Annotated in this window: 11 protein-coding genes; 1 reads left to right on the forward strand and 10 read right to left on the reverse strand. The window is 62.5% G+C overall.

Annotation, left to right across the window (positions count from 1 at the left end; translation table 11 throughout):
- Positions 1 to 21 precede the first annotated feature (21 nt).
- The 4 genes from ACIOTN_RS06215 to ACIOTN_RS06230 form a co-directional block, all read right to left on the reverse strand.
- The gene (locus ACIOTN_RS06215; protein WP_402734933.1) at positions 22 to 3,549 is read right to left on the reverse strand and encodes a PKD domain-containing protein; all 3,528 of its coding nucleotides are present in this window, start codon (positions 3,547 to 3,549) and stop codon (positions 22 to 24) included.
- Entirely contained in the window at positions 3,546 to 4,298 is a 753-nt protein-coding gene (locus ACIOTN_RS06220; RefSeq protein ID WP_400290968.1) for a hypothetical protein, read from the reverse strand. Before ACIOTN_RS06220 ends, ACIOTN_RS06215 begins: the two co-directional genes overlap by 4 nt.
- Before the next feature lie 19 nt (positions 4,299 to 4,317).
- Positions 4,318 to 4,758: an adenylyltransferase/cytidyltransferase family protein gene (locus ACIOTN_RS06225; RefSeq protein WP_402734934.1), complete on the reverse strand. Its 441-nt coding sequence runs from the start codon at positions 4,756 to 4,758 to the stop codon at positions 4,318 to 4,320.
- Positions 4,759 to 4,867: 109 nt separating this feature from the next.
- Positions 4,868 to 6,055, reverse strand: coding sequence for a DUF1972 domain-containing protein (locus tag ACIOTN_RS06230; RefSeq protein WP_105658099.1), 1,188 nt, complete (start codon positions 6,053 to 6,055; stop codon positions 4,868 to 4,870).
- Between the two features lie 397 nt (positions 6,056 to 6,452).
- On the opposite strand from ACIOTN_RS06230, the gene ACIOTN_RS06235 reads away from it, so the two are divergent.
- Complete coding sequence (locus ACIOTN_RS06235) at positions 6,453 to 8,999, forward strand: right-handed parallel beta-helix repeat-containing protein (RefSeq protein ID WP_402734935.1); 2,547 nt, start codon at positions 6,453 to 6,455, stop codon at positions 8,997 to 8,999.
- Between the two features lie 78 nt (positions 9,000 to 9,077).
- Here the strand turns inward: ACIOTN_RS06235 and ACIOTN_RS06240 are convergent, their stop codons facing one another.
- From ACIOTN_RS06240 to ACIOTN_RS06265, 6 genes are all read right to left on the reverse strand, one after another.
- Positions 9,078 to 10,361: an O-antigen ligase family protein gene (locus tag ACIOTN_RS06240; RefSeq protein ID WP_133834680.1), complete on the reverse strand. Its 1,284-nt coding sequence runs from the start codon at positions 10,359 to 10,361 to the stop codon at positions 9,078 to 9,080.
- Positions 10,362 to 10,363: 2 nt separating this feature from the next.
- Positions 10,364 to 11,656 (reverse strand): Wzz/FepE/Etk N-terminal domain-containing protein, encoded by a 1,293-nt coding sequence (locus ACIOTN_RS06245; RefSeq protein WP_332595080.1) that lies wholly within the window; start codon positions 11,654 to 11,656, stop codon positions 10,364 to 10,366.
- A gap of 76 nt (positions 11,657 to 11,732) precedes the next feature.
- Positions 11,733 to 12,476: a CDP-alcohol phosphatidyltransferase family protein gene (locus ACIOTN_RS06250; RefSeq protein WP_105658095.1), complete on the reverse strand. Its 744-nt coding sequence runs from the start codon at positions 12,474 to 12,476 to the stop codon at positions 11,733 to 11,735.
- A 244-nt stretch (positions 12,477 to 12,720) separates the two neighbouring features.
- Entirely contained in the window at positions 12,721 to 18,171 is a 5,451-nt protein-coding gene (locus ACIOTN_RS06255) for a PKD domain-containing protein (RefSeq protein WP_402734936.1), read from the reverse strand.
- 39 nt (positions 18,172 to 18,210) lie between these two features.
- Positions 18,211 to 19,476 carry a hypothetical protein gene (locus ACIOTN_RS06260; RefSeq protein ID WP_105661122.1) on the reverse strand — a complete coding sequence of 422 codons (1,266 nt, stop codon included), beginning with the start codon at positions 19,474 to 19,476 and terminating at the stop codon, positions 18,211 to 18,213.
- Positions 19,473 to 20,006 (reverse strand): hypothetical protein, encoded by a 534-nt coding sequence (locus ACIOTN_RS06265; RefSeq protein WP_146112301.1) that lies wholly within the window; start codon positions 20,004 to 20,006, stop codon positions 19,473 to 19,475. The genes ACIOTN_RS06260 and ACIOTN_RS06265 overlap by 4 nt, the downstream gene beginning before the upstream one ends.
- Between the last annotated feature and the right edge of the window lie 455 nt (positions 20,007 to 20,461).

Raw genomic sequence — 20,461 nt, forward strand, 5'->3', positions numbered from 1 at the left:
CTGGCATTGTGCGGATCCTTGCTAACCGGTCACGGACAGGTTGTCGAAGGACGCGGTCACCGGTGCATTGGATGTCGAGCCGGAGAGATACAGGCGCAGGCCTATGCCTCCTGGAACTTGCAGCTCGCTGGTCGAGTCGCTGGCGTTGAGCTGCCAGTCGGCTGGCTCGCTGTCTGCGGCAGCCCAGATCTTTGCCGCCAGCTGCGTCGGGTTGGTTCCTGTCACCGACAGCTTCAAGTGGACCGCCTCGCCAGCCTGGTACCCGAAGGAGGACTGGTACTGCGTGGCCAGAACACTCTCCGCACCGCCCACGGCACGAATCAGCTGGATCTGGATGCCGCCCGAGGAAGTGAACTGGCTTTTGAGGTAGTACTGGTTCGCATTGCCCAGATACCTCGACGAGAAGGACACATAGGTTCCATTGCCGGTCGGCTGCTTATCCAGCTGCACCTGGACAGCGGCTTCCGTGCTGGTGCTGTCAACCACCGGCAGGTAGATGGCCGGCCCTGAACCGGGATTCAGGCCCAGAAGCTGGCCAACTCCCCCAGCGACGTTGGCGGTCGCCGCGGATCCGGTCCGCGTCCACGTGCCACCGGTATCGGCAGCGCCCCAATTGCCGGTGACATTGCGGCTAAAGGCGTCAACTGCCACCGGCCTTGGCGGTAGCGAGACCTTCACCGTTTCGGTGTGGCTATCCACCAAGCCGTCCGGATCACTGGCTTCCAGCGTTATCGTGTACTCATCTGGTTCGCTGTAGCTGAACGATTCAATGGCTGAGCCCTCCACCCAGTCGCTGCCGTTGCCGAAGGACCAGCGGTAGCTGAGCTCATCATTATCGGGATCAGAACTCTGCGAGGCATCAACGGTGACCTTCAGCCCGTCCACTTCAGTAATTTCGAAGGCCGCTTCAGGAGGCTGGTTGGGTTCGGGCGGCGGCAGGATGGTGACCTGCTTCGTGGCCGTATCCGTCCCGTTGGCATCATCGGTGACCGTCAGCTTCACCTGATAGGTCCCGGGTTCTGCGTAGCTATGCCCGGCGGTGATGCCTTCGGCGCTGTTTCCATCTCCGAAATCCCATCCATAGCTGGCGATGGTGCCGTCGGGATCCGTGGACTCCGATGCATCCACGGTGAGCTGCTGGCCCTGGATCTCATGGGTGAATTCAGCCGTCGGACTGGCATTGGCAGGTCGTCCGATTCCAGCCTGGTAATGGTTCGCCACCGCGGCCGGGCTCAGCTGCTTGCCGTAGACCGCGACTTCGTCGACCCGTCCGGCGAAACCGCCAGTTGGCGCCGAGCTCCATCCGCTGACACGGTCATTGCCCACTCGCCAGAAGCCGTCGAGTTCCAATGCGGATTTGGTGCTTGCACGCGAGGCTACTTGCTGCCCGTCCACGTACAGGCGCATGCCATCTTCTCCCAGGCTTGAGACCACATGATGCCAGCTGTTGTCGTTGTAGATCCCGGACGAGGTGATCACCCGGCGAGCGCCGCGTTCGGTCACGCCGAAGGACAACCGTCCCAGGGAATTCACATAGGTCAACCGGTCATGGTCGGTCGAGTCCGCATTCTGTCCATTGCCATAGCCGATGAGCCGGCCACGCTGCAGGGGCGAGGCCTTGAACCACAGTTCGGTCGTGAACTCCTGCGGACGCTGCCAGCGAACCATGTCCTGCGCCCCGCTGCCGCCCAGGGACAGGCTGCGGCCATTTCCCCCGGCAATAGCTGATGAGGAATCGACTCCTGCATTTCCTGCGAGCTGCAGGTCTTCGCTTCCGGAGGCGTCAAGGGCAGTGGAGTTGTCAGCTGCTCCGAATGGCCAGTAGGCCTTGGGCTTGTCAGCTTTGATGACCTTTTCGTATGCGGTGGAGGCAACGGTGTCCTGTGCCACCGTGATGCTTTCGGTGGTGCTGCGTGCCTCCTTCCCCGTCGGGTCCACGGCGAAGATCCGGTAGCTGTGCGTGCTTCCCGGCTCCACGTCTTTGTCCACGAAGGACATGCCTTGGCGCATCCAGAAGGTCGAGTCGGCTTGGACCGTGTGGATGGGCGCGTTATTCGCCCCGTCACGGATCACCTTGTAGGCCAGGGTCCCGTTGTCCATGTCCGAGGCTGCCTGCCAGCGGATGCGCACTTCGCCTGCAGTGGTGGAGCTCAGGGTCGGAACGAAGTCCTCGCCGCTTGGCAGCGGGCCCCTGTCATTGGGCGCCAGGCTGCGGATAGCGAAGCGGACTAGCCCCTGCTGGTTCTTGTAGTTCACCCGCTGGAATTCCCCACCATAGACAATGTATTCGTCATTGCCAGTGACACTCCATGGGCCTTGGCTCTGCCCGGTATAGGTGCCGGTGCTCAACGCCGGGAACCAGGTCTGCAGCCGCGGATGCGGCAGTCCTTCGAAATTGGTATATCCGTGGATTTCACGGTCAATTGTCCCTGCTGTTTCCTTGCTGAAGGCCATGGCGCGGTTGTACTGCCAGTTGGGTTCCTGGGCGAATCCGCCGATGTTTCCGCAATAGTGCGGATGGCCGGCAAGGTAGAGCAGGTCTCCGGTGGCGTGCACGGAGTAGGTATCCCCGTGGCAGTCCTCTACCCAGCGTGTTTCGAGGTCTGCCCATTTGATGGCCACCACGCCTTCCAGGGTGGTCGCTCGACCGAACGTGTAGCCGCTGGCGTAGAAAGTGTCCTGGTCTGTGGCAATGGACGTGATGGAACCAGTCTCCCCGCCATTGCGGACATGCGAGGCTGCCGGATATGGGTACTTCCCGCTGGTCTCGGTGCTCACGACGGCTAGGCCGTTGGCGAAGTCACTGGTCGAGTTCACCTGCGTGAATTTGCCGCCCAAGGCCAGCTTTGTCCCATCGGGCGACAGCGACATGGACTCGACGTGCCCTCCTGCGACCACGGGCCTGAACGACAGGAGGGCCGCGTCGCTGGCACGCAACGCAGCCGCTTGCTCACGCCAGGCTTCGCCAATGCGGAAGAACGAACCGCCCAGGTAAACCGTGGTGTTCGTGGCGACAATGCTGCGCACGGAATTTGAAGGCTGCGGGTCGAATTCCTCGATGCGTTCTCCGGTCACCGGGTCCAGTGCCGCAATGCGCGAAGCGCTTTGCCCGTCCAAGGTGGTGAAGTCGCCGCCAGCGTAGAGCCGGCTGCCGTCCGGCGAGGCAGCAAGAGTGAGTACCTGGGCATTGAATTCCGGAGTGAAGCTGTTGAGCAGTTCTCCGGTTCGAATGTCGTAGGCGAGGATGTTCTTGCGTGTTGCGGTTTGCGTCCCGGCCGCAGCACCTGCAGGACGCGCGGTAGCGAAACTTCCTCCTGCATATACCGTGTTGCCAATGACCACTTGGCTCCAGACCACGCCATCGATCTGGACGGTCGGGAGGGCATCGGCGGTGACGGTCGCAGGGGTGAGCGGGTCTGACGGATCCGCGGGCACACTATCTGCAAGTGCCTGCGGCGGCGTGGCTAATGCGGCGGCCGCGATCAGCGCGGTTGCAGCAATCATGGTCATGGCCCATCGGGCGATGGCCGGGGCGGATCTGCGGATCATGGCGATACCTCACCTGCGAGCTGTTGGATTTTCTTGGTTGCGCCAGTTTCGAATTCAAGGGTCACGTCAGACGCTGATTCCGTTTGGGCGCTGAATAGATAGGTGGCAGTAGCCTGCTTGCCTGCCGCCAGTTGTGGAGGAAGTACGGTGCTGCGTGTGTCGGTGAGCACGGCCGCCGGTTCCCTGCCGTCCCCGTAGAACAAGCGCACTTGGGCCTCGCCCAAGTCCAGCGCGGTGACTCCGTCGTTGGATAACTCGATTTCAACCAGTGTCGCGGCCCCGGCGATTTGCCCGATGCCTTCTGCTTCGGACTGGGTTTGCTCGATGCGCTTGATCCGCATCTGCGCATGCGGGCCCGCCTGGACTTCTTCAGCAAGGTCCACTGCCTTGGCTGTGGCAGGCGGCTTGCCAGCCGCTTGGGCATCCGGCGCCACTTTCTGCGCATCCTTGTCCTTTTTCCATGTGGACTTCTCTGCTTTCTCGGCAGGAGAAGCTGAATCCTCGGATTTTTCAGCGGCCTTGCCCGCCTTGGTGGAGGGCGCCGCCAAGGCTGATTCGTGCAGCTGCTGATCGATAGTCGCCAATGTAGTTTCGGCTGGTTCCCCAGGCATGGCCGCTTGCGGCGAAGCCTGGGGTTCTACCGTGCAGGAAACCAGGGCGATTCCCAGCAAGAGCAGCATCGGAACGATGCGCATCTTGGCTGGGACATGGCCGCAGGCCGGAGGTTCTGCTGCTTGTGCGCGTTGCATGATCTGTCTGGTTCTGCGCTCAGGCCCGCTGGACCTGGATAGATGGCGAGCCTAATTGCCCTAAGGCCACTCTGAGCTTGGTGCTGGAAGTATGCACGGTGTAGGGGAAGTACTCGACTCTCACCCCGACGGTTGCAAAGAGCTCTTCTAGTCCTTTTCCTTCGCGGGTTCCCTTCCAGTCATCTCCCTTGAAGAACACATCGAATCTGACATCCTCCCACGTCAGTAATCGGTTCGGATGAAAATCGAGAACCGCCTCATCCACGAAGCCTATCGAGGAGACGATATCCAGTCGTTCGCTTTCCGGTATCACCGGCCGTTTCCCCTTGGTTTGGAGCAGCCTTTCATCACTGACCACACCGGCAATCAGATAGTCGCATCTGGACTTGGCTTGCCTGAGAATATTCAGGTGCCCGACGTGGAACAGGTCGAAAGCACCTGCGGCGTACCCAGTGATCATTATTTTCCCCAATTTCTCATGAACCAGTTGCTGATTCGATTCCCCATAGCATCCGGGCCATCCCCATGGCCTGGACGCTTTACTGTTTCCCAGAATTCTCGTGCCAGCCTCAGGCGCGGCGGCGGCCAATTTCCGCAGACGGTTCTGCGTCAAATTCCACCGAAGGCTCTCCGGCACCGGCCAAATCCAAGCACAGCTTTTCGTAGGCCCGGGCAACATCGTCCCAGTCATAGTCGCTAGCGCGCTTTCGTGCGAGCTGGGCGCGTTGGCGAACGGCATCGTCCTTTGATTCGGTGCGGTCGAAGAGCCTGGACGCGGATTGCGGGTCATTGAAGTATTCGCCGGCTGCCTGGGCCACTTCGCGGTTGAAGTTCACGTCATAGGCGTTGATCGCCGTACCGGCACCCAACGCCCTGAGCAATGATGGGTTGGTACCGCCGACCGAATGGCCATGCCAATAGGCAAGTGCATGGGCATAGAGCTCATCTAGCAGCTGCTGGTCCCATACCCCGCCTAGGAAGCGGACTTGTTCCGTGGCCGCGGCATGAACCTGCTGAGTGTATTGCTCGGCATAGGGCGCCGAACCGACGACCACCAGCGGGAGCCTGGCCTGCGACTGGCTGTAGCCACGGACAATCATCTCCACGTGGTTCTCCGGCTCGAAGCGGGCCACTACCAGATGGAACTTTCCGGATTCCAAGCCGAGCTCAGCCAATTTCACTGCAGCAGCCTCGGGAATTTGCGGTGCCCCATAGGTGATGAGCCTCGTTGCCCGCGAGAATTTCGCCGCGTAGTAGTTGGCGATACCCAGGGCATCGGCAATCAATTCCCTGCTCCACCAGACGCAGAGGCGCTCGCATAGCCGGTAGTACTTCTGGCCAATAGGTCCCCACTTGGCCCGTTTCCATTCCAGCCCATCCACGTGCGTGGCGACGGGAATCCTTCCCAAACGCAGCAGCGGGAGCAGCGGGGCATTGGCCGCGTTGAAGACAATCGCCGCATCGGGCCGGTTGAAGAGGGCATGGATCACCGACAGTGCAGTATGGCTCAGCGTCTCGAGGCTCCTTCGCCTCATGGCAGGCAAATGCACCAGCTTCATGCCCTGGTATTCGCTCATGCGCTCGTCTTTGGCAGTGCCACGGCAATATACGGTCACCTCGTGCCCTTGATCGGCCAGGCGGCGCCCTACCTCTTCAATAGCGGTCTCGAAACCGCCATAGCGTGCAGGTACTCCCCTGGTGCCGATCAAGGCGATGCGCAGCTTGGCGCGCGAGTCATGGTGCTCGGTGCGTTGCATTCTGTTCCCCCAAATTTAAACAGCAGAATCAACGTTCGCTTGCTTGCCGCACCAGCGTCGATCCCCAAAATCAACGGCGAGTTCCGGAACATGCCGCAAGCATGCGTTTCTCATCTACCGAGCATATGTGTCGTGCCGTTGCGGCACACGAGTGCACCCGCACTTGCGTTACCCGCGAATTACTTGCTCGGGGGTACTTGGAATACTCACTGGCCACTGGGGAAGTTTCCTCGTCAACCTCGAAGTCCAGGGATCGAGAGAGAAACATCACGATTGAATAACGGTTCATTCCATGCCACCATTTACAGCAGGGCCCGCGTGACCCTTAAACCATCGTCTATATTGAATGAGCAGGGCCTGTTTCGCTGGGGAGCACGGGTTAAGCTCCGAGGATCCTTTGCAGAACCTTTCCCCCAAGAACCTCTTGCCCCTCGGTCCGGATACATCTGGCCAATCTTCCCAGCGGCCGCGCCTGATCGCGGCATTGGCCTTGGCCGCCGCGTGCGGCATCGTCGCCACCTCCTTGAACCCGGTGCCCGTGGCCGCTTCGACCACATTGGTCGCCGATGCCATGAACCGCACAGTTGGCTCCGGCTGGGGCTCTGCTTCAAGTGGAATCCCCTACCTAGCCAACAGTCCAAGCCGTTTCGCCGTAGATGGTTCCCAGGGTGAAATTACCTTGGTCCCCGGCAAGCTCAGCCATGCCACCGCCGCCATCAACGCTGCCGACATGCAGGCCGGCGTCGATATTTCCTTCGACTCGCTGCCCAGCACGGGTTCGTCCTATGCGCACCTAGGTGCCCGAAGTACCGCAGATGGCCAATACACCGCTTCGCTTCGGCTGCAAAGCACTGGCAATCTGTCCCTGGAAATTTCACGGACCGTCAGCGGTAAGAAGATCGTGCTCGATTCTCGGCAGATCAGCGCAGCGGCTCGCCCGGGGACTGCGTACCATGTTGACTTCGCCGTCACCGGAAGCGGCACCGCGTCGCTCAAGGCCCGAGCCTTCGCAGCTGGCAGCGGAACCCCCGAATGGCAACTGGAATCGGAAGATGCATCCACAGCGCTGGCCTCGGCCAAAGGCAGCTTGCGCATAGGCGGTTACCTTTCGGCCAGCGCCACCGGCAACTCCGGTCTGCACGTTGACAATCTGGTAGCGCGTTCAGCTACCGAACCGGCGATGCAGGCCCCGGAACCGGCACCTGCCCCATCGCCTTCCCCAACTCCCGAACCTGCACCTGATGCCGAAGGAACCGTTCCCCACTCCGAAGAGGTCAGCGGTGGCGAGCAGGCACCGCAGGCGGGAACCCTGGGCGCCATCCCTTCAACAGCACTTTATGTTTCGTCATCCGGAAATGATGCCTCCGGCGGTACCGCCTCAGCGCCACTGCGCACCCTGTCCAAGGCCATTTCCAAAGCCTCCAGCGGACAGACCATCGTGGTGCGTGGTGGCAGCTACCATGAGTCGGTAGTGATCCCCGCAGGCAAGAGCCTCAAGCTGCGCGAATACCCGGGAGAGACCGTCTGGCTCGATGGTTCCAAGGCAATCACGGGCTTCTCCGCCGCGAGCAATGGATGGGTGAAATCCGGCTGGGACTACGATTTCGATACTAGCCCGACCTACACCCGGGGAGCCACAGACAATACGGCTGAAGCATGGGGCTTCATCAATTCCAGCTATCCCATGGCAGCCCACCCCGACCAGGTATGGATCAACGGGACCAAGCAGATCCAGGTATCCTCGGTTGCCAAGCTCAAACCGGGTGCCTTCCATGTGGACCGCGCCAACAACAAGCTGCACCTCGGCACCGACCCAACCGGAAAGTCCGTGCGCGCTTCTACGCTGGTCAAGGCCCTGAGCATCCGCAGCCGCAATTCCAGTGTTTCAGGTATCAATGTGCGCAAGTTCGCTCCTTCGGTGCCCGACATGGGTGCGGTCACCGCGGAGAAGCCGGGCATCACTGTGCAGAACCTGACCATCGAGGATACGGCAACCACGGGTTTGAACGTCAGCGCTGTGAAGAACACCGTGAGCAACGTGAAAATCCAGCGCAGCGGCATGCTGGGCATGAACGCCGTGTACGCTGACGGACTGGTCGTCAACAAACTGGCCTCCACAGGCAATAACCACGAGCGGTTCAACACTTCGCCTGTCTCCGGCGGGCTGAAGATCGGACGCACCCGGGGCGTGACGGTGAAGGATTCCAAGCTCAACAGCAACTACGGTCCGGGACTATGGCTGGATGAATCCGTCTACGATTCCAAGATCCTGAATAATGACCTGATCTCCAATACCGGGCACGGACTGTCGCTGGAGATCTCCGCAAAAGCAGTGGTGGCCAACAACCGCATCACCAAGAATTCCGGATTCGCCTTCAAACTGAACAACACCAGCGATGTGAAGATCTGGAACAACACCATCAGCGGCAAGAACCGGGTGCTGAACATCGTGCAGGATGCGCGCCGCGCAGCGAACAAGTCCGACCCCGGGCACGATCCGCGCCAGCCATTCCCTGACACCACCATGACCTGGATCAATAAGAACATTGTCGCGAAGAACAACGTGTTCTCCAATACCGGCGGTGGCAACGCAATTCTTGCCGTCGAGGATTACTCGGGCAGCTACACGGCAGAACAGATGAAGATCTCCCTGGCGTCCAATGCCTATCACCGCGTCAACTCCACGAATCCGAAGTGGTCCTCCGTCTGGTCCAAAGGCGCTGGAAACCCCGCGGTGTTCACCACCTTGCCGGCTTTCGCCAAGTCCACCGGACAAGAGCTGAATTCCTTTGAACTCACCTCCAGCACGGTGCTGAGCAGTACCAATAATCCGACTACCAGCGTTACGGGCAAGAACAGCCAGGCTACCGCATTGCCTAGCGATATTGCCTCCCTGATAGGACAGGCCCCCGCTTCCAAGCGCATCGGCAGCTACCCGCGCTAGGCTCCGGGCCACCCTGGCAGTACAAGCAACGGATCCCGGCTCGGCATTGTGCCCAGCCGGGATCCGGTGCATTCGGGTTCAGCTGCCCATCGCCACCGGCGGATTCGATGGCTGCTTGCGCTGCAGGGGTGCAGCGTGTTCCCAGTCCAAGGCCGCTCGGCTGCTGGCCGGTTCCAGCATCAGGGCGAACACCAGGAAAATCAGGAATAGCGCACCGGCATCTACCAGCCCGTTTTCCATCACGCTGCGGATGATCACGAATGCCAGCAGCGGGAACAGCAAGCTGCGCAGCCTGCTTGAACGCAATGCGGCGAAAACCGTCAGCAGAACCCAGAAAGCCACAAGCAGCGTTCCGATGATTCCAGTTTGCGCCAGCAAGGAAATCCACGAAGAATCGAAGACCTGCTCGTCCCAGTACTGCCCTTCGACAGCAATGGTCTTCTGGCTCAATCCCGCACCGATCCATCTCTGCCATGAATCATTGGGCAGGTTCAGCACGACCGACCAGCTGATAGTCCGGGAGTTCAACGTCATCACCGAGGCACTGTCCTCGCGAGCCATCAGATTCTGCAAAACCGGAGTCAGGAACGCAAGGTAGAACACCAGCGGAAGGGCCGCCAGCGCCGCCACGATGGTCTGCAACGGGATTCGGCGGAGCATCAGCAGCATGCCAGCTGCCGTGCAAGCAGCCGCGATGAGAGCGGTGCGCGACTCGGAGAGCAGAAGGATGGCGCTGAGCAACACCAGCATCCCCACGTGCCACCACCGCACATGCGCGCGCAGCGATTGGTGGAAAAGAACCAGTGCCGGGATACCGGAAAGCAAGGCAATCTCATTGGGGCTCAGCGGAGGGATGCCGCCTGTCAAGCGCCCGCCTCCGCCCAGCGCCAGCCCGGTCCCCGCGCTGATGATGCCCACCGCGGCCAAACCGACGCACATGGCCAGCAGCACCTGGTGGGCCGGGAAAACCCGCATGATGAACAGCACTGTCGCTGCCAGCATCGCCACGCGGATCGCGATGATGGCCGAGGCCATGACATTGCCTTCTGCCATCGCCCCGATCACGCTCAGGGCCAGAACCGGAGCGAGCAGCGCGATACTGCGCACGCCTACCGGCTGGCTGGCCCCACTCCACATCCACAGCAGGATCGCCCAGCACAGCACGGCGCCTTGCAACAGCGCCTTGAGCACGACCACGAGGTCCAGTCCGCCGGTGAACAGCGTTCCCTGGCGCCAAGCAACCACGCTGAAGACCATCAGGATCCACAGCAGGTTCAACTGCCACAGACGCGGAACCCGGTAGCGCCGTGGCACCGGAATCTGCTCCGCCGGCGTCCAGGACGCGCTGACGGCCGGAGGCATGATCAGGTACCCCGCCGGTGCCGGAAGCGCGAAGGCTTGCGCACCAGCACCAGCCCGGTCGCTCCGACTCGCACAGCGTTCAGCTCCTGCAGGGCATCGGCAACCTGTCGGTAGGTGGTTCGCCGTTCACGACCGGTGAGGATCACGCAATCGCTGTGCAGGGCCACTGCGGTGGCGTCCACCGGCTGGCCCTCCATGCTGGCTACGAAGATCACTACATCGAAATCCTCTTCAAGGGAAGCGATCAAGCTGTCCAATCCGGCGAACACATCGAAACGGCGCAGCGTTTCAGGTTGCGGTCCGGCAGGGAGGTAGCCCATCGGCACCGATTCGATATGAGTGAGTGCATCATGCAGCTCGCTGGTGCCAGCGAGCACTTGGGCCAGGCCCGTTCCACTTGCCTCGTCGCGGCGCAGCGGCTCCAGTTGACGGTCGGCCTGCACGATCACCGAGCGCTTGCCCATGGCCGCCAGGGTCTGGGCGAGCTGCTGCCCATCGAGAACCGCATCGGCACGGGTACTGAGCACCAGGATGCGTTGCGGCAGGCGCCCGTCATTGGCCATCAGCAGGTTCGATACCAGCTGGCGGTAACCGACCTGGATGCCGGTCGGGTTGGCACGGGCTCCGTCCTTGGACCGGGCCGCCACGGTGCCCAGCACGCGCATGCGCAATTGCCGTTCGGCGTCGCGGCCGCGCAGGATCCTCGGATCCAACTTGTGCAGCGCCAGGGCCAGCAGCAATCCCAAGCTGGCTCCCGAAACCAGGCCCAGGGCCAGATTCACGGATTTGCGAGGCGCGGTGGCGTACTGCGGTGCCGCGGCCGGCACGGACAGCTCCGCTTTGACTTCGAGCTTCTTGGGGTCGGTGTTCTCCAGCTTCTGGATGGACTCCGCCAGCAACCCGGCAGCCGTATTGGCGATGTCCGCGGCCTGCTGGGCCTCCGGGGCCTTCGCCGTCACGGCCAGCAGCACGGTATCGACCGGATTGGTGGCGTTCACATTGGATTTGACGTCCTGGAAACTGCGATCCAGATCGAGCTCGCGGATCACCTGGTTGATCAGCTGCGGATCATTGACCAGCTGCGGGTAGGACCCCACTCGCTGCAGCGCGAACTGGCCACGGGCATAGGCCGTGTCCTGGCTGGAATTGACGCTGACGAACAAGGTCGACTTCGCGGTGTAGACCGGGGTCATCCCCAGGGTGATGGCGATGGAGGCGAGTATCCCGGCAAGGGTGCTGGCCGCGATCCACCACATGCGGGTTCGCAGCACGAAGAGGAAATCACTCAGATCCATGCCTGCCGCCTCCCGATGCGCATGCTGTCCCCAGCCCAATTCCGGTGCAGCTGGCCAGGTGCGATGTTCTTGGTAATCAAGCGCTTTGGCCAAGGCCCTTCACCTCCCGGTACCACTTGCCCAGGGCCAGCGCCAGGAAGCCTGCGTTGGCCAGCAGCAGCAGGACATACACCGGAATGAACACCGATGGCAGCCACAGCGTCAGGAAGGCCAGGCAGATCAGGCCGAAGTCGGTAGGCACGACGGCCAATGAATACAGGGCCGAGCTCTTGCCCTGGCCCTGCAGGTAGTGCCCCGTTCTCCCGGAGTTCAGCCGGCGCAGCTGATCGGTAAGGATCATGGAGAAGAACAGGCTGCAGGCCACGACCTGGTAGGCAATGGGCACCAGGTACCAGGCGCCTTCTACCGGGTAGAACCGGTACCACGAGATCAGCACCATCGCGTGCAGGGCGGCGGTCTTGATCGCGTCGACAATATGGTCCAGCCATTCGCCGGCAGCGGATCCGGAGCCTTGGAGACGGGCCAGCTGCCCATCAGCAGAATCCAGCGCGTAGCCGAGCACCAGCAAAGCTGTGATCAGCAGCGAAGAGCCGAAGGACGGTTCCAGCAGCGCGATCACCGCCAGTCCGCCAGCCGTGCATAGAGCGCTGATGCCGGTGACGCCGTTGGGCGTTAGCCGAAGCAGATAGGCCAGTGCCGCCAGCCGGCGGCCCAGTGGCCTGTTGACGAAGCGCGAGTAGGCTGGCGCTCCCTTATTGGTTTTCTGCCGCTGGCGCAGTTCTGCGACTGCCCAACGGTATCCTTGTTGTTCTTGCAGCATGTGAGTCCTCCCCAGTGAACTCTTATGTGCTTGCGGCCGCGATCGGCCGCAAGCGCCCCCGATATTCAGCCCTGTCCCCAAGCACCGCATTTGTGCAGCGCATCCCCAGGGGACAACCCAAGCTGAAAACAATCTAGTTCATTTCCCGTGTTCTATCCATCGAATTCCTATTCCTAGGCGAAGCCGCTGAGCCAGCGCTCGCGATTCGCACCGCATTGGCGCAACGAACCGCGAACGGCCGGGCTCATTCGGCGATTTCCCGCACCTCCAGATCATCGAACCCGCCGTTGACCGGCGCGTTACCCGCCGAGCCGGAGAGGTAGACCGACAACCCCAAACGGCCTTCGGCCTGCAGTGCGGCGGTGGAGTCGGTGACGTTGAGCTGCCAGTTCACCGGCTCATCCTGGCCTTGGTTGTAGGCCTTGGCCCGCAAGCTGGTGGAGCTGCTGCCCTGAGCCTGCAAACGCAGCCACACGGCCTTGCCCGGCGAACCGTCTACCTGGCCGATGACGGTCTCGGCGCTCAACGCACTGACGCTGCCGGAGACAACCTTCTCCAGGGTCACCGCCACCGAGCCGTTGGACAGGAACCTGACCTTGGCGCGGTACGCCCCGACGCCAGGAATATCCCGGATGGTCACCGTCTGGTAGATGCCTCCGCCGGTGGCAGCCTTGTCGCGGCTGAGCTTGATGCGCATGTCGCCTTCCCGTACCGTGGCTGGCAGCCACGACAGCGGTCCACTGCCGGCGGAGGACATGCGGATCGTTCCGGTGCCTCCAGCCACGCTGAAGTTGGACGATGAGCCTTGCCGCGTCCAGGTTCCCCCGGTATCGGCGTCACCCCAGCCATCGGAAACGGTGCGTCCAAATGCATCTGAAACCAGCAGGGCCGGTTCGGCGACGGCCGCGACCTGCACTTGCTGGACCAGCTCGGCACTTGCGCCGTCCTCGTCGGTGACCACCAGCTTGATCGGATAGCCGCCTGGCTCGGCGTACTCATGGGAGGCATTCTGGCCGCTGGCGGTGTTCCCGTCTCCGAAATCCCATGCGTAAGTGGCAATCTGGCCATCAGCATCGCTGGAGGCGGCGCCATCGACCTGGACTTCAAGTCCGTTCACTTCCAGGGCGAAGGCCGCCACCGGTGCCGAATTCTGGACATCCACTTCGGTTTCAGTGCGTGATTCCAGCCCGTTCCCATCGCTGACCGTCAGGGTGACCGTGTACCGGCCGTCCTCGGCGTAGCGATGCTGCGCAGTTTCTCCCAGAGCGTTCTGCCCATCGCCGAAGTCCCACTGGTATCCGGTAATCGGCGTATCCCCGGCCGTGCTGCCCGAGGCATCGACGCCCAGTGCGAGTCCGCGGACCGAGGTGCTGAACTGCGCCTGCGGACCTTGGGCGGCGGCAACCGTGGCCACCTGGCTGATGGTGCTTTCCCGCTCCCCTGCCTGGACGGTCAGCGTCACCGAGTAGGTGCCGGACGACTCGTAGCTGTGGCTGGCCGCCACTCCGCTGGCCTGGGTTCCATCGCCGAACTCCCACAGGTACCCGGTGATCTCCCCGCCGGCTGCCGGAGGCAGCGAATCGGAGGCGTCCACGGTAATCGCGAGCTCATCGGCTTCCCAGGTGAAGGCCGCGGTCGGATCCAGCTCGGCCGGGTCCTGCACGGTGACTTCGCTGGAAGCGGTGCCGGTGGCGCCCTCGTTGTCGGTGACGGTCAGGGTCACGGTCTTGGTGCCGCTGCTCGAGTACTGGTGCATGGCTTCGGCCCCGGTTCCGGTGGTCCCGTCGCCGAAGTCCCATTCCCAGGACACGATCTGCCCATCGGCATCCTGCGATGGTGCAGCGGTGAAGACGGCGGCCAGTCCGTCGACGGTGGATTCGAAGGCAGCGTCCGGTGCCGTGTTCGGCACCTTCACTTGCACCGAATTCGCCACTGTGCCGGTGGCCCCGTGCTCATCGGCCACCACGAGGGTGACCTCGTAGGTTCCCGGTTCCGCGTATTCGTGGGCGGCTTCGGCCCCGGTGGCCTCGGTCCCGTCGCCGAAGTCCCAGGCATAGTCCAGTTCCCCGCCCTCGGGGTCTGCGGAGCCAGATCCGTTGACTTGGATGCCCAGGCCGTCAACAACCACTTCCATGGCCGCGAGCGGAGCGGAGTTTTCCACCGTCAGGATGCTCTGCGCCTGGGCGGTGGCCCCAGCGTTGTCTGTCACCGTCAGGGTCACCGTGTACTCTCCGCCTGCGCCATAGGCATGCTCCACGTCCTGGCCGGAGGCCTTCTGGCTGCCATCGCCGAAGTCCCATTCGTAGGACAGCTCTCCTTGTTCCGGATCCTCGGATCCGGAACCGCTCAGGCTTACCTTCAAACCGGTCTGTTCGCTGGCTATCGCGGCCACCGGCGGCTGGTTGACCGCCTTGGCCTCGACCTGCTGCGTCTTCGTGGCAGTGCCACCGCGGTCATCGGTAATGGTCAGCACCACCGTGTAGGTGCCGGCCTGGGCGTATTCATGAAGCACTCCTTCGGTCTGCACGGTGGTGCTTTGCCCGTCGCCGAAGTCCCAGGCGTAGCTGGCGATGGTGCCGTCGGCATCGGTTGATCCGCTGGCGTCGAAGGCCACCGCCAGACCTTGGCTGGTGCTGGTGAAGTCGGCCAGCGGATCCTGGTTCGGCTCGCCGGCAATCCCGTAGTGCTCATTGACCTCGGCTTGGCTCAGTGCCCTGGCGTAGACGGCGGCCTCATCGATTTCGCCATCGAACCATGCGGAGCTGGCTCCGGACCATACCCGGTCCCCGCCAATGCGCCAGTAGCCGTTGAACGGCTCGGCCGCGGTTTGCGGGTTGGTGCCGGTGAGGGCGCCATCTACGTACAGCTTCATGCCCTCGCCGGACAACGTGGCAACCAGATGATGCCAGTCCCCGTCGTTGTAGGCCCGGCCGGTGGTGACCAGATTTTCAGCTCCGGTGTAGACGCCGAAGACCAAGGTGCCGTCATTGCGCATGTAGACATGCCGGTCGTAGCTGGAGGACAGGCCGCTGGCCGCATTGCCGAAACCGATGATCTTGCCTCCATTGCCCGTGGTTGTCCGGAACCAGGCCTCGGTGGAGAACACTGTCGGGTTCTGCACCGCCCGGTTCGAGACCACCGCGGCATCGGACTCCCCGAAGCCCAGCGATGTGCCGTGGCCGATGGCGGAATCTTCTGCGTAGCGGACCGGGCCGTTGATGGTTCCGTCGTTGCGGGCGATGGTGCTGTCCGTGGCCACGTTGCCCCCGGTTTCATCCAGGCGCCAGTACATCTGCGGTTCATCGGCGTAGACCGCGATGCCGTAGGCATCGGCTGGAGGCTCGGGAATGTCCGCAGTGCGCCCGGTGGATTGGAAGAGCTGCAGCACGGTGGCTGCGTCAATCTGCTCGTTGAAGATCGCCACCTCGTCCAGCTCGCCGTTGAAGGCCTTGCTCGACGGCTGGTTCGGCCAGCCGTTGAGGTTGTCCCCGCCGATGCGCCACATGCCGGAGTAGGCCTGGCCGCTGCTGGCATCGGTGCGTTCGGCGACCTTCAGCCCGTCAACGTACAGGTGCATTCCGGCTTGGCCCAGTGTTGCGGTGAGCTGGTGCCACTGCCCGTCGTTGTAGCTCGCCGAGGAACTGACCGTTGCCGCCCACCCCAGCCATGTGCCAAAGTGCAAGCGTCCGGAATTGTCCATCCAGGCATGGCGGTCGTAGCTACCGGAGTCGCCGGTGGCCGAGCTGCCATAGCCGATCAGCTTGCCGCCCTGGTCGCTCTCGGTCTTGAACCACAGCTGGGTGGTGAAGGTGTCCGGCGCGGTCGCGGCATTTCGGCTCGCCAGCGACTGCCCGCTGAATCCGCTGGCATCATCGTCGCTGATCGCACCGGGCAGGCCGCGCTGCAGGGCCGCGCTGGCGTCGGCATCGACGAAGCCGATGTTGTCAAAGGCTACGCTGCCATCGGATTCGTTCAGTGGATAGTAGATATCCGCGCCGGTCTCTCGCAGGACCTGCGTATACGGACTCTCGGCGCTGTTGCTGACGGTCACCGGATCCGAGCGCGGACCGATGTAGTTATTGCCCCACGGGTCCGAGACGCGTACCCGGTAGGTGTGGGTGCTGCCCGGAGCCACGCTGTCATCGCGGAAGCCCAGCGACTGCTTTTTCCACCAGATGGAGGACACATCCTGGCTGTCGATGGCGGTGAGCGAATTATCGCGCAGCAGCTCGTAGGTGAGCGTTTCGTCATCGATATCCCAGGTGGTCGGCCAGGCCACGCGCACGGAGCCGCTGCGTTGGGAGATCGCCGACGGCTTCAGCCCCGCGGTGTACTCGGGCCGTATCGAATTCGACGACAGCGACCGCTTGGGGAAGACAGCCAAGCCCTGCTGGTTGGTGTTGTTCAACCTGGTGAACTCGCCGCCGAGAACCAGGTAGTCCCCGTTATTGTCCATGGCCCAGCCACCTTGGTACTGCCCGGTATAGGTACCGGTATTGATTGAGGGATACCAGTGCAGCAAGGTCGGGATTGGCTGGTTGCGCACCAGCGAATTATTCGACGGCGCAGTGGCATCCGTACCGGTGGCGAAGGCAGTCTCCGCCAGCGCGCGCTTCCAGATCATCGGATTCTCCTCGGGGAACCCGTTGACCGACGAGCAGTCGTGGGCGTGCGGGGTCGAGTAGACCACGTCGCCCATGATGCTGATCGATGAGGTCGATCCATAGCAATTATCGAGCCAGATCAGGTCTCCGGTGGCGTAATCGGCGGCAAATCGGCCGTCGAACCAGTGCCAGCCCATGCCGTTGTTCGCCGCGTAGATGACGCCGTTTTCCAGTTTCAGGTCCACGACCCATGCACGGGCATTGTCATCGATCCGCGCCGGGACCGGAGTGGAGCTCCATGCCGCCTGCTGGCCGGTGGTCTCATTCACGGCGCCGATGCCGACCTTGGGCTCGTTGTTGATCGTCTGGAAGCGTCCGCCAATGACCACGCGGTCGCTCTGGTCGGTGGCGATGATGCCGTGGACGATATCATCGGTGGCCGGTGCCCACGCCTGAAGTTCCGCGTTGGCGCGGTTCAGCTTGGCGACATTGCGCCGGGTCTGGTTGGCCACGGAGTTGAAGGAGCCGCCCAGGTAGACAGCGTCGCTGGTCACTGCAAGGGTTTCCACGGACCCGCCCACGCTGGCGGAGAAGGAAGTCAGCGCCCCGTTGGAAGTGGTGAATTCAGCGATCTTGCTGCGGGCTTGGCCGCTGACGGCGGTGAACTGTCCACCTGCGTAGAAACGGCTTCCATCCGGAGAGAACTCGATATCCATGACTGGAGCGTTGAAGTTCGGGTTCCAGGGCAGGATCTGCCCGTTGGTGATGTTGAAGGCCATGGCGTTATTGCGAACCACTTCCCCGGCGCCGCCAGGATTCGCACCGCTTGGCCGTACCCGGGTGAACGAACCGACCACATAAGCCACATTCCCGCGCACACGCAGGTCCCAAGCCACCCCGTTCAGCTGCGGGGTAGGAAGATGATTTGCGCTGACCGTCTCGGGCAGCTCGATTTCCTCTTCGCCAGCGGCTGTCGCCGGAATTGCGCTCAGGCCGGCAATGACCAGCACAGCCGCGGCGACCGAAGCCAGCACCCGTGTGAATCGCCGCACGGGTGTGCGCCGGCCTGCCGTTATCTGCTGCTCTTCCATGTCCATTCCGTTCATTGTTGATACCGGGGCTTTGCCAAGTCAGCGCTGCTGGGCGAATCGGCCCGCTGGTTGCCCCTGCCGGGGCAAGTGCACGGCAACCGATTTCTGCAGCCACCGCCGCATGGCCAAGCCGCCGGCCAAGGCACCAGCGGCGGCGGCCCACGGAACCAGCCGGTAGTCCGAAGTGAATACCAGGACCGAGGCAATCAGCACCACGGACAGGATGCTGTCCATGAACCTGATAGCAAATACCGGCCGTGCATTCTCGTGTACCGCAGCCAGCAGGCCATACGGCGTGGATGCCGCCACCGCGCTGGCATACGCCAGCCACCCGGTAACAGCAAGACCTGACGGGCGGATGCCCGTCAGCAGAGGTCCGCCCCAAGGCAGCAGCACCAGCCCAATGGCCGCGCAGCCTGCGGTGGCCAGCAAAAGCTTGAGCACCACCGAATCAGTGTTCTTCAGCTGGCGCCAAGGACCGGCATCTCGGTCGCGGGCCAGCGACGCAAACAGGTAGGCACAGGTGCCGGTGACCAGCAGCATCGCAGGAGCAGCATAAAGCCTAGCCGCCTCCAGCGCGCCGGCTGCGGCGAGGCCGATCAAGGCGGTGACGAGCACGCGCATCACGGTCAGCTGGGCCGGGCGCAGTCCTTGCAGGGCAGAGCGCCAGATTCCGAATCTGGCCACAGCCCGGATTTGCGCCGGACGGCGGGCCGGCGTTTTTTCGCTGTTTGGCAGGCGCAGCCAACCGAAGGCGGTTCCGGCGCATTGCCCGGCCAGGACCGCCAAGAAGAACGCTTCCAGCGTCAGGGTGGAGAAGACGCCGAATCCCAGCAGCACCATGCTGGTGGTTCCCAATACCACCAGGTCCACCGCGATCAGCTTTCCGAAGCTGAGGATCACCATGTAACTGCGCCGAACCAGCTCTTCAGCGACGTAGGCAACCACTGCCAGGCCGTAGAGCACAGCTCCGAGCAAGCCCAGCTCGGTACCCGCCCAGCAAAGCAACGCTCCGATGGCCCCCAGGGACAGGGCCAGCAACGCGAGCCAGAAGCGCAGTCCGGCCCGCACATGCGGATCATGCCGGTCCAGTACCGTCAGCGAGTCGCCGACAAAGCCGGAGATGACGGCGGCTGCAAGGATCAGCGCTCCGTAAAGCGTCGAAATGAGGCCCAGCGCCTCCAGCCCGAGAAGCTTGGCGGCCAGCATCAGCACAATCAGGCTCGTCAGGGACTGGATTGCCTGTGCCGTGGAAGATGAAGCTACACCGGCAACCTTGTTCAGCAGGGTTCTGGCTAGAGTCATTTCTTCTCTGCCTTCAACGTGAACAACCCTGGAGCGTGCTGGTTGTCCAGATCCACCTGCACCTTTGCCACGGCGCCGGCATCTTGGACGATGAAGGCGTAGTGGGCGCTGGCCTGCTTTCCTGCCTCGATCGTGCCAGAGAAGTCATAGGCCTCGACCTCGCCGTATAGCGGCAGTGCTGCCTGCTGGCCCTTGCCCGGCACGAGGTTAATGATCACACTGGAGATGTCCAGTTCCTCACCGGATCCATTGCTAATCCGGACCTCGTACACCCGGTATTTCGCTCCGGTGAAATAGCCTGGTCCCTCGCTTTTCACGATGCCATTGCCGATCGCGGCAACCGTGACGTTGACGCCGTCCCGATAGCTGGCTTGTGTCGCATCCTTCATATTCGCCGGCATGCGGTCTGCGGCCCTGACTGCTTCACCGGAGCGCTTCACCACCGGCAGCTTTCCATCGCCGGCTTCGAAGGCTATCCCGCTGTAGTCCGCTGGCTTCTCTACTTCGGGTGTTGGCTCGTCGCTGGGCACTTTGGTAGCTTCCAGCTGCGGCGCACTGTCTTCCGGTGCCTTCGTCGGATTGGCCTGGGGCTTCCCAGTTGGCGGTGCGTACGGTGATGGTGCTTGTTCTTGCGGCGCCGCATTGTCCAGCTCGCTCGCCTGGGGCGCAGCTGAAGTGCACGCTGCAAGCAAAAAGATCGACGAGCAGAGCATCGCCAGCGTTGACAGAATTCTTATCCGTCCGGCGGGTTTCGTGGCAAAGGAGTCGGCGGCAGCTGGGGGGCAAGTCGTGTTTTCGCGCGACTGACATGCCGCCGACTCCGCCTCATGAGCCCACCCGGAACTCGCAAGCGGGAATTCTCCCGCGCAGGAAATCGGATGGACTGGTTGATGCGCATCCGGCGGTGTCCCGCCAGAGCAATTCTTGTTGATAGCCCGAGTGCTTCCAGGCTCATGTGCTCGCAACGAACGCATTTTCTGATCCC

Origin of the sequence: Glutamicibacter sp. NPDC087661 (assembly GCF_044743275.1) — a bacterium.
Lineage (GTDB): Bacteria > Actinomycetota > Actinomycetes > Actinomycetales > Micrococcaceae > Glutamicibacter.

What these genes read in the sequence shown, in the direction of transcription:
- ACIOTN_RS06215 (WP_402734933.1), bottom strand. Translation starts at nt 3,549, where the DNA reads ATGATCCGCAGATCCGCCCCGGCCATCGCCCGATGGGCCATGACCATG.
- ACIOTN_RS06220 (WP_400290968.1), bottom strand. Translation starts at nt 4,298, where the DNA reads ATGCAACGCGCACAAGCAGCAGAACCTCCGGCCTGCGGCCATGTCCCA.
- ACIOTN_RS06225 (WP_402734934.1), bottom strand. Translation starts at nt 4,758, where the DNA reads ATGATCACTGGGTACGCCGCAGGTGCTTTCGACCTGTTCCACGTCGGG.
- ACIOTN_RS06230 (WP_105658099.1), bottom strand. Translation starts at nt 6,055, where the DNA reads ATGCAACGCACCGAGCACCATGACTCGCGCGCCAAGCTGCGCATCGCC.
- ACIOTN_RS06240 (WP_133834680.1), bottom strand. Translation starts at nt 10,361, where the DNA reads ATGCCTCCGGCCGTCAGCGCGTCCTGGACGCCGGCGGAGCAGATTCCG.
- ACIOTN_RS06245 (WP_332595080.1), bottom strand. Translation starts at nt 11,656, where the DNA reads ATGGATCTGAGTGATTTCCTCTTCGTGCTGCGAACCCGCATGTGGTGG.
- ACIOTN_RS06250 (WP_105658095.1), bottom strand. Translation starts at nt 12,476, where the DNA reads ATGCTGCAAGAACAACAAGGATACCGTTGGGCAGTCGCAGAACTGCGC.
- ACIOTN_RS06255 (WP_402734936.1), bottom strand. Translation starts at nt 18,171, where the DNA reads ATGGAAGAGCAGCAGATAACGGCAGGCCGGCGCACACCCGTGCGGCGA.
- ACIOTN_RS06260 (WP_105661122.1), bottom strand. Translation starts at nt 19,476, where the DNA reads ATGACTCTAGCCAGAACCCTGCTGAACAAGGTTGCCGGTGTAGCTTCA.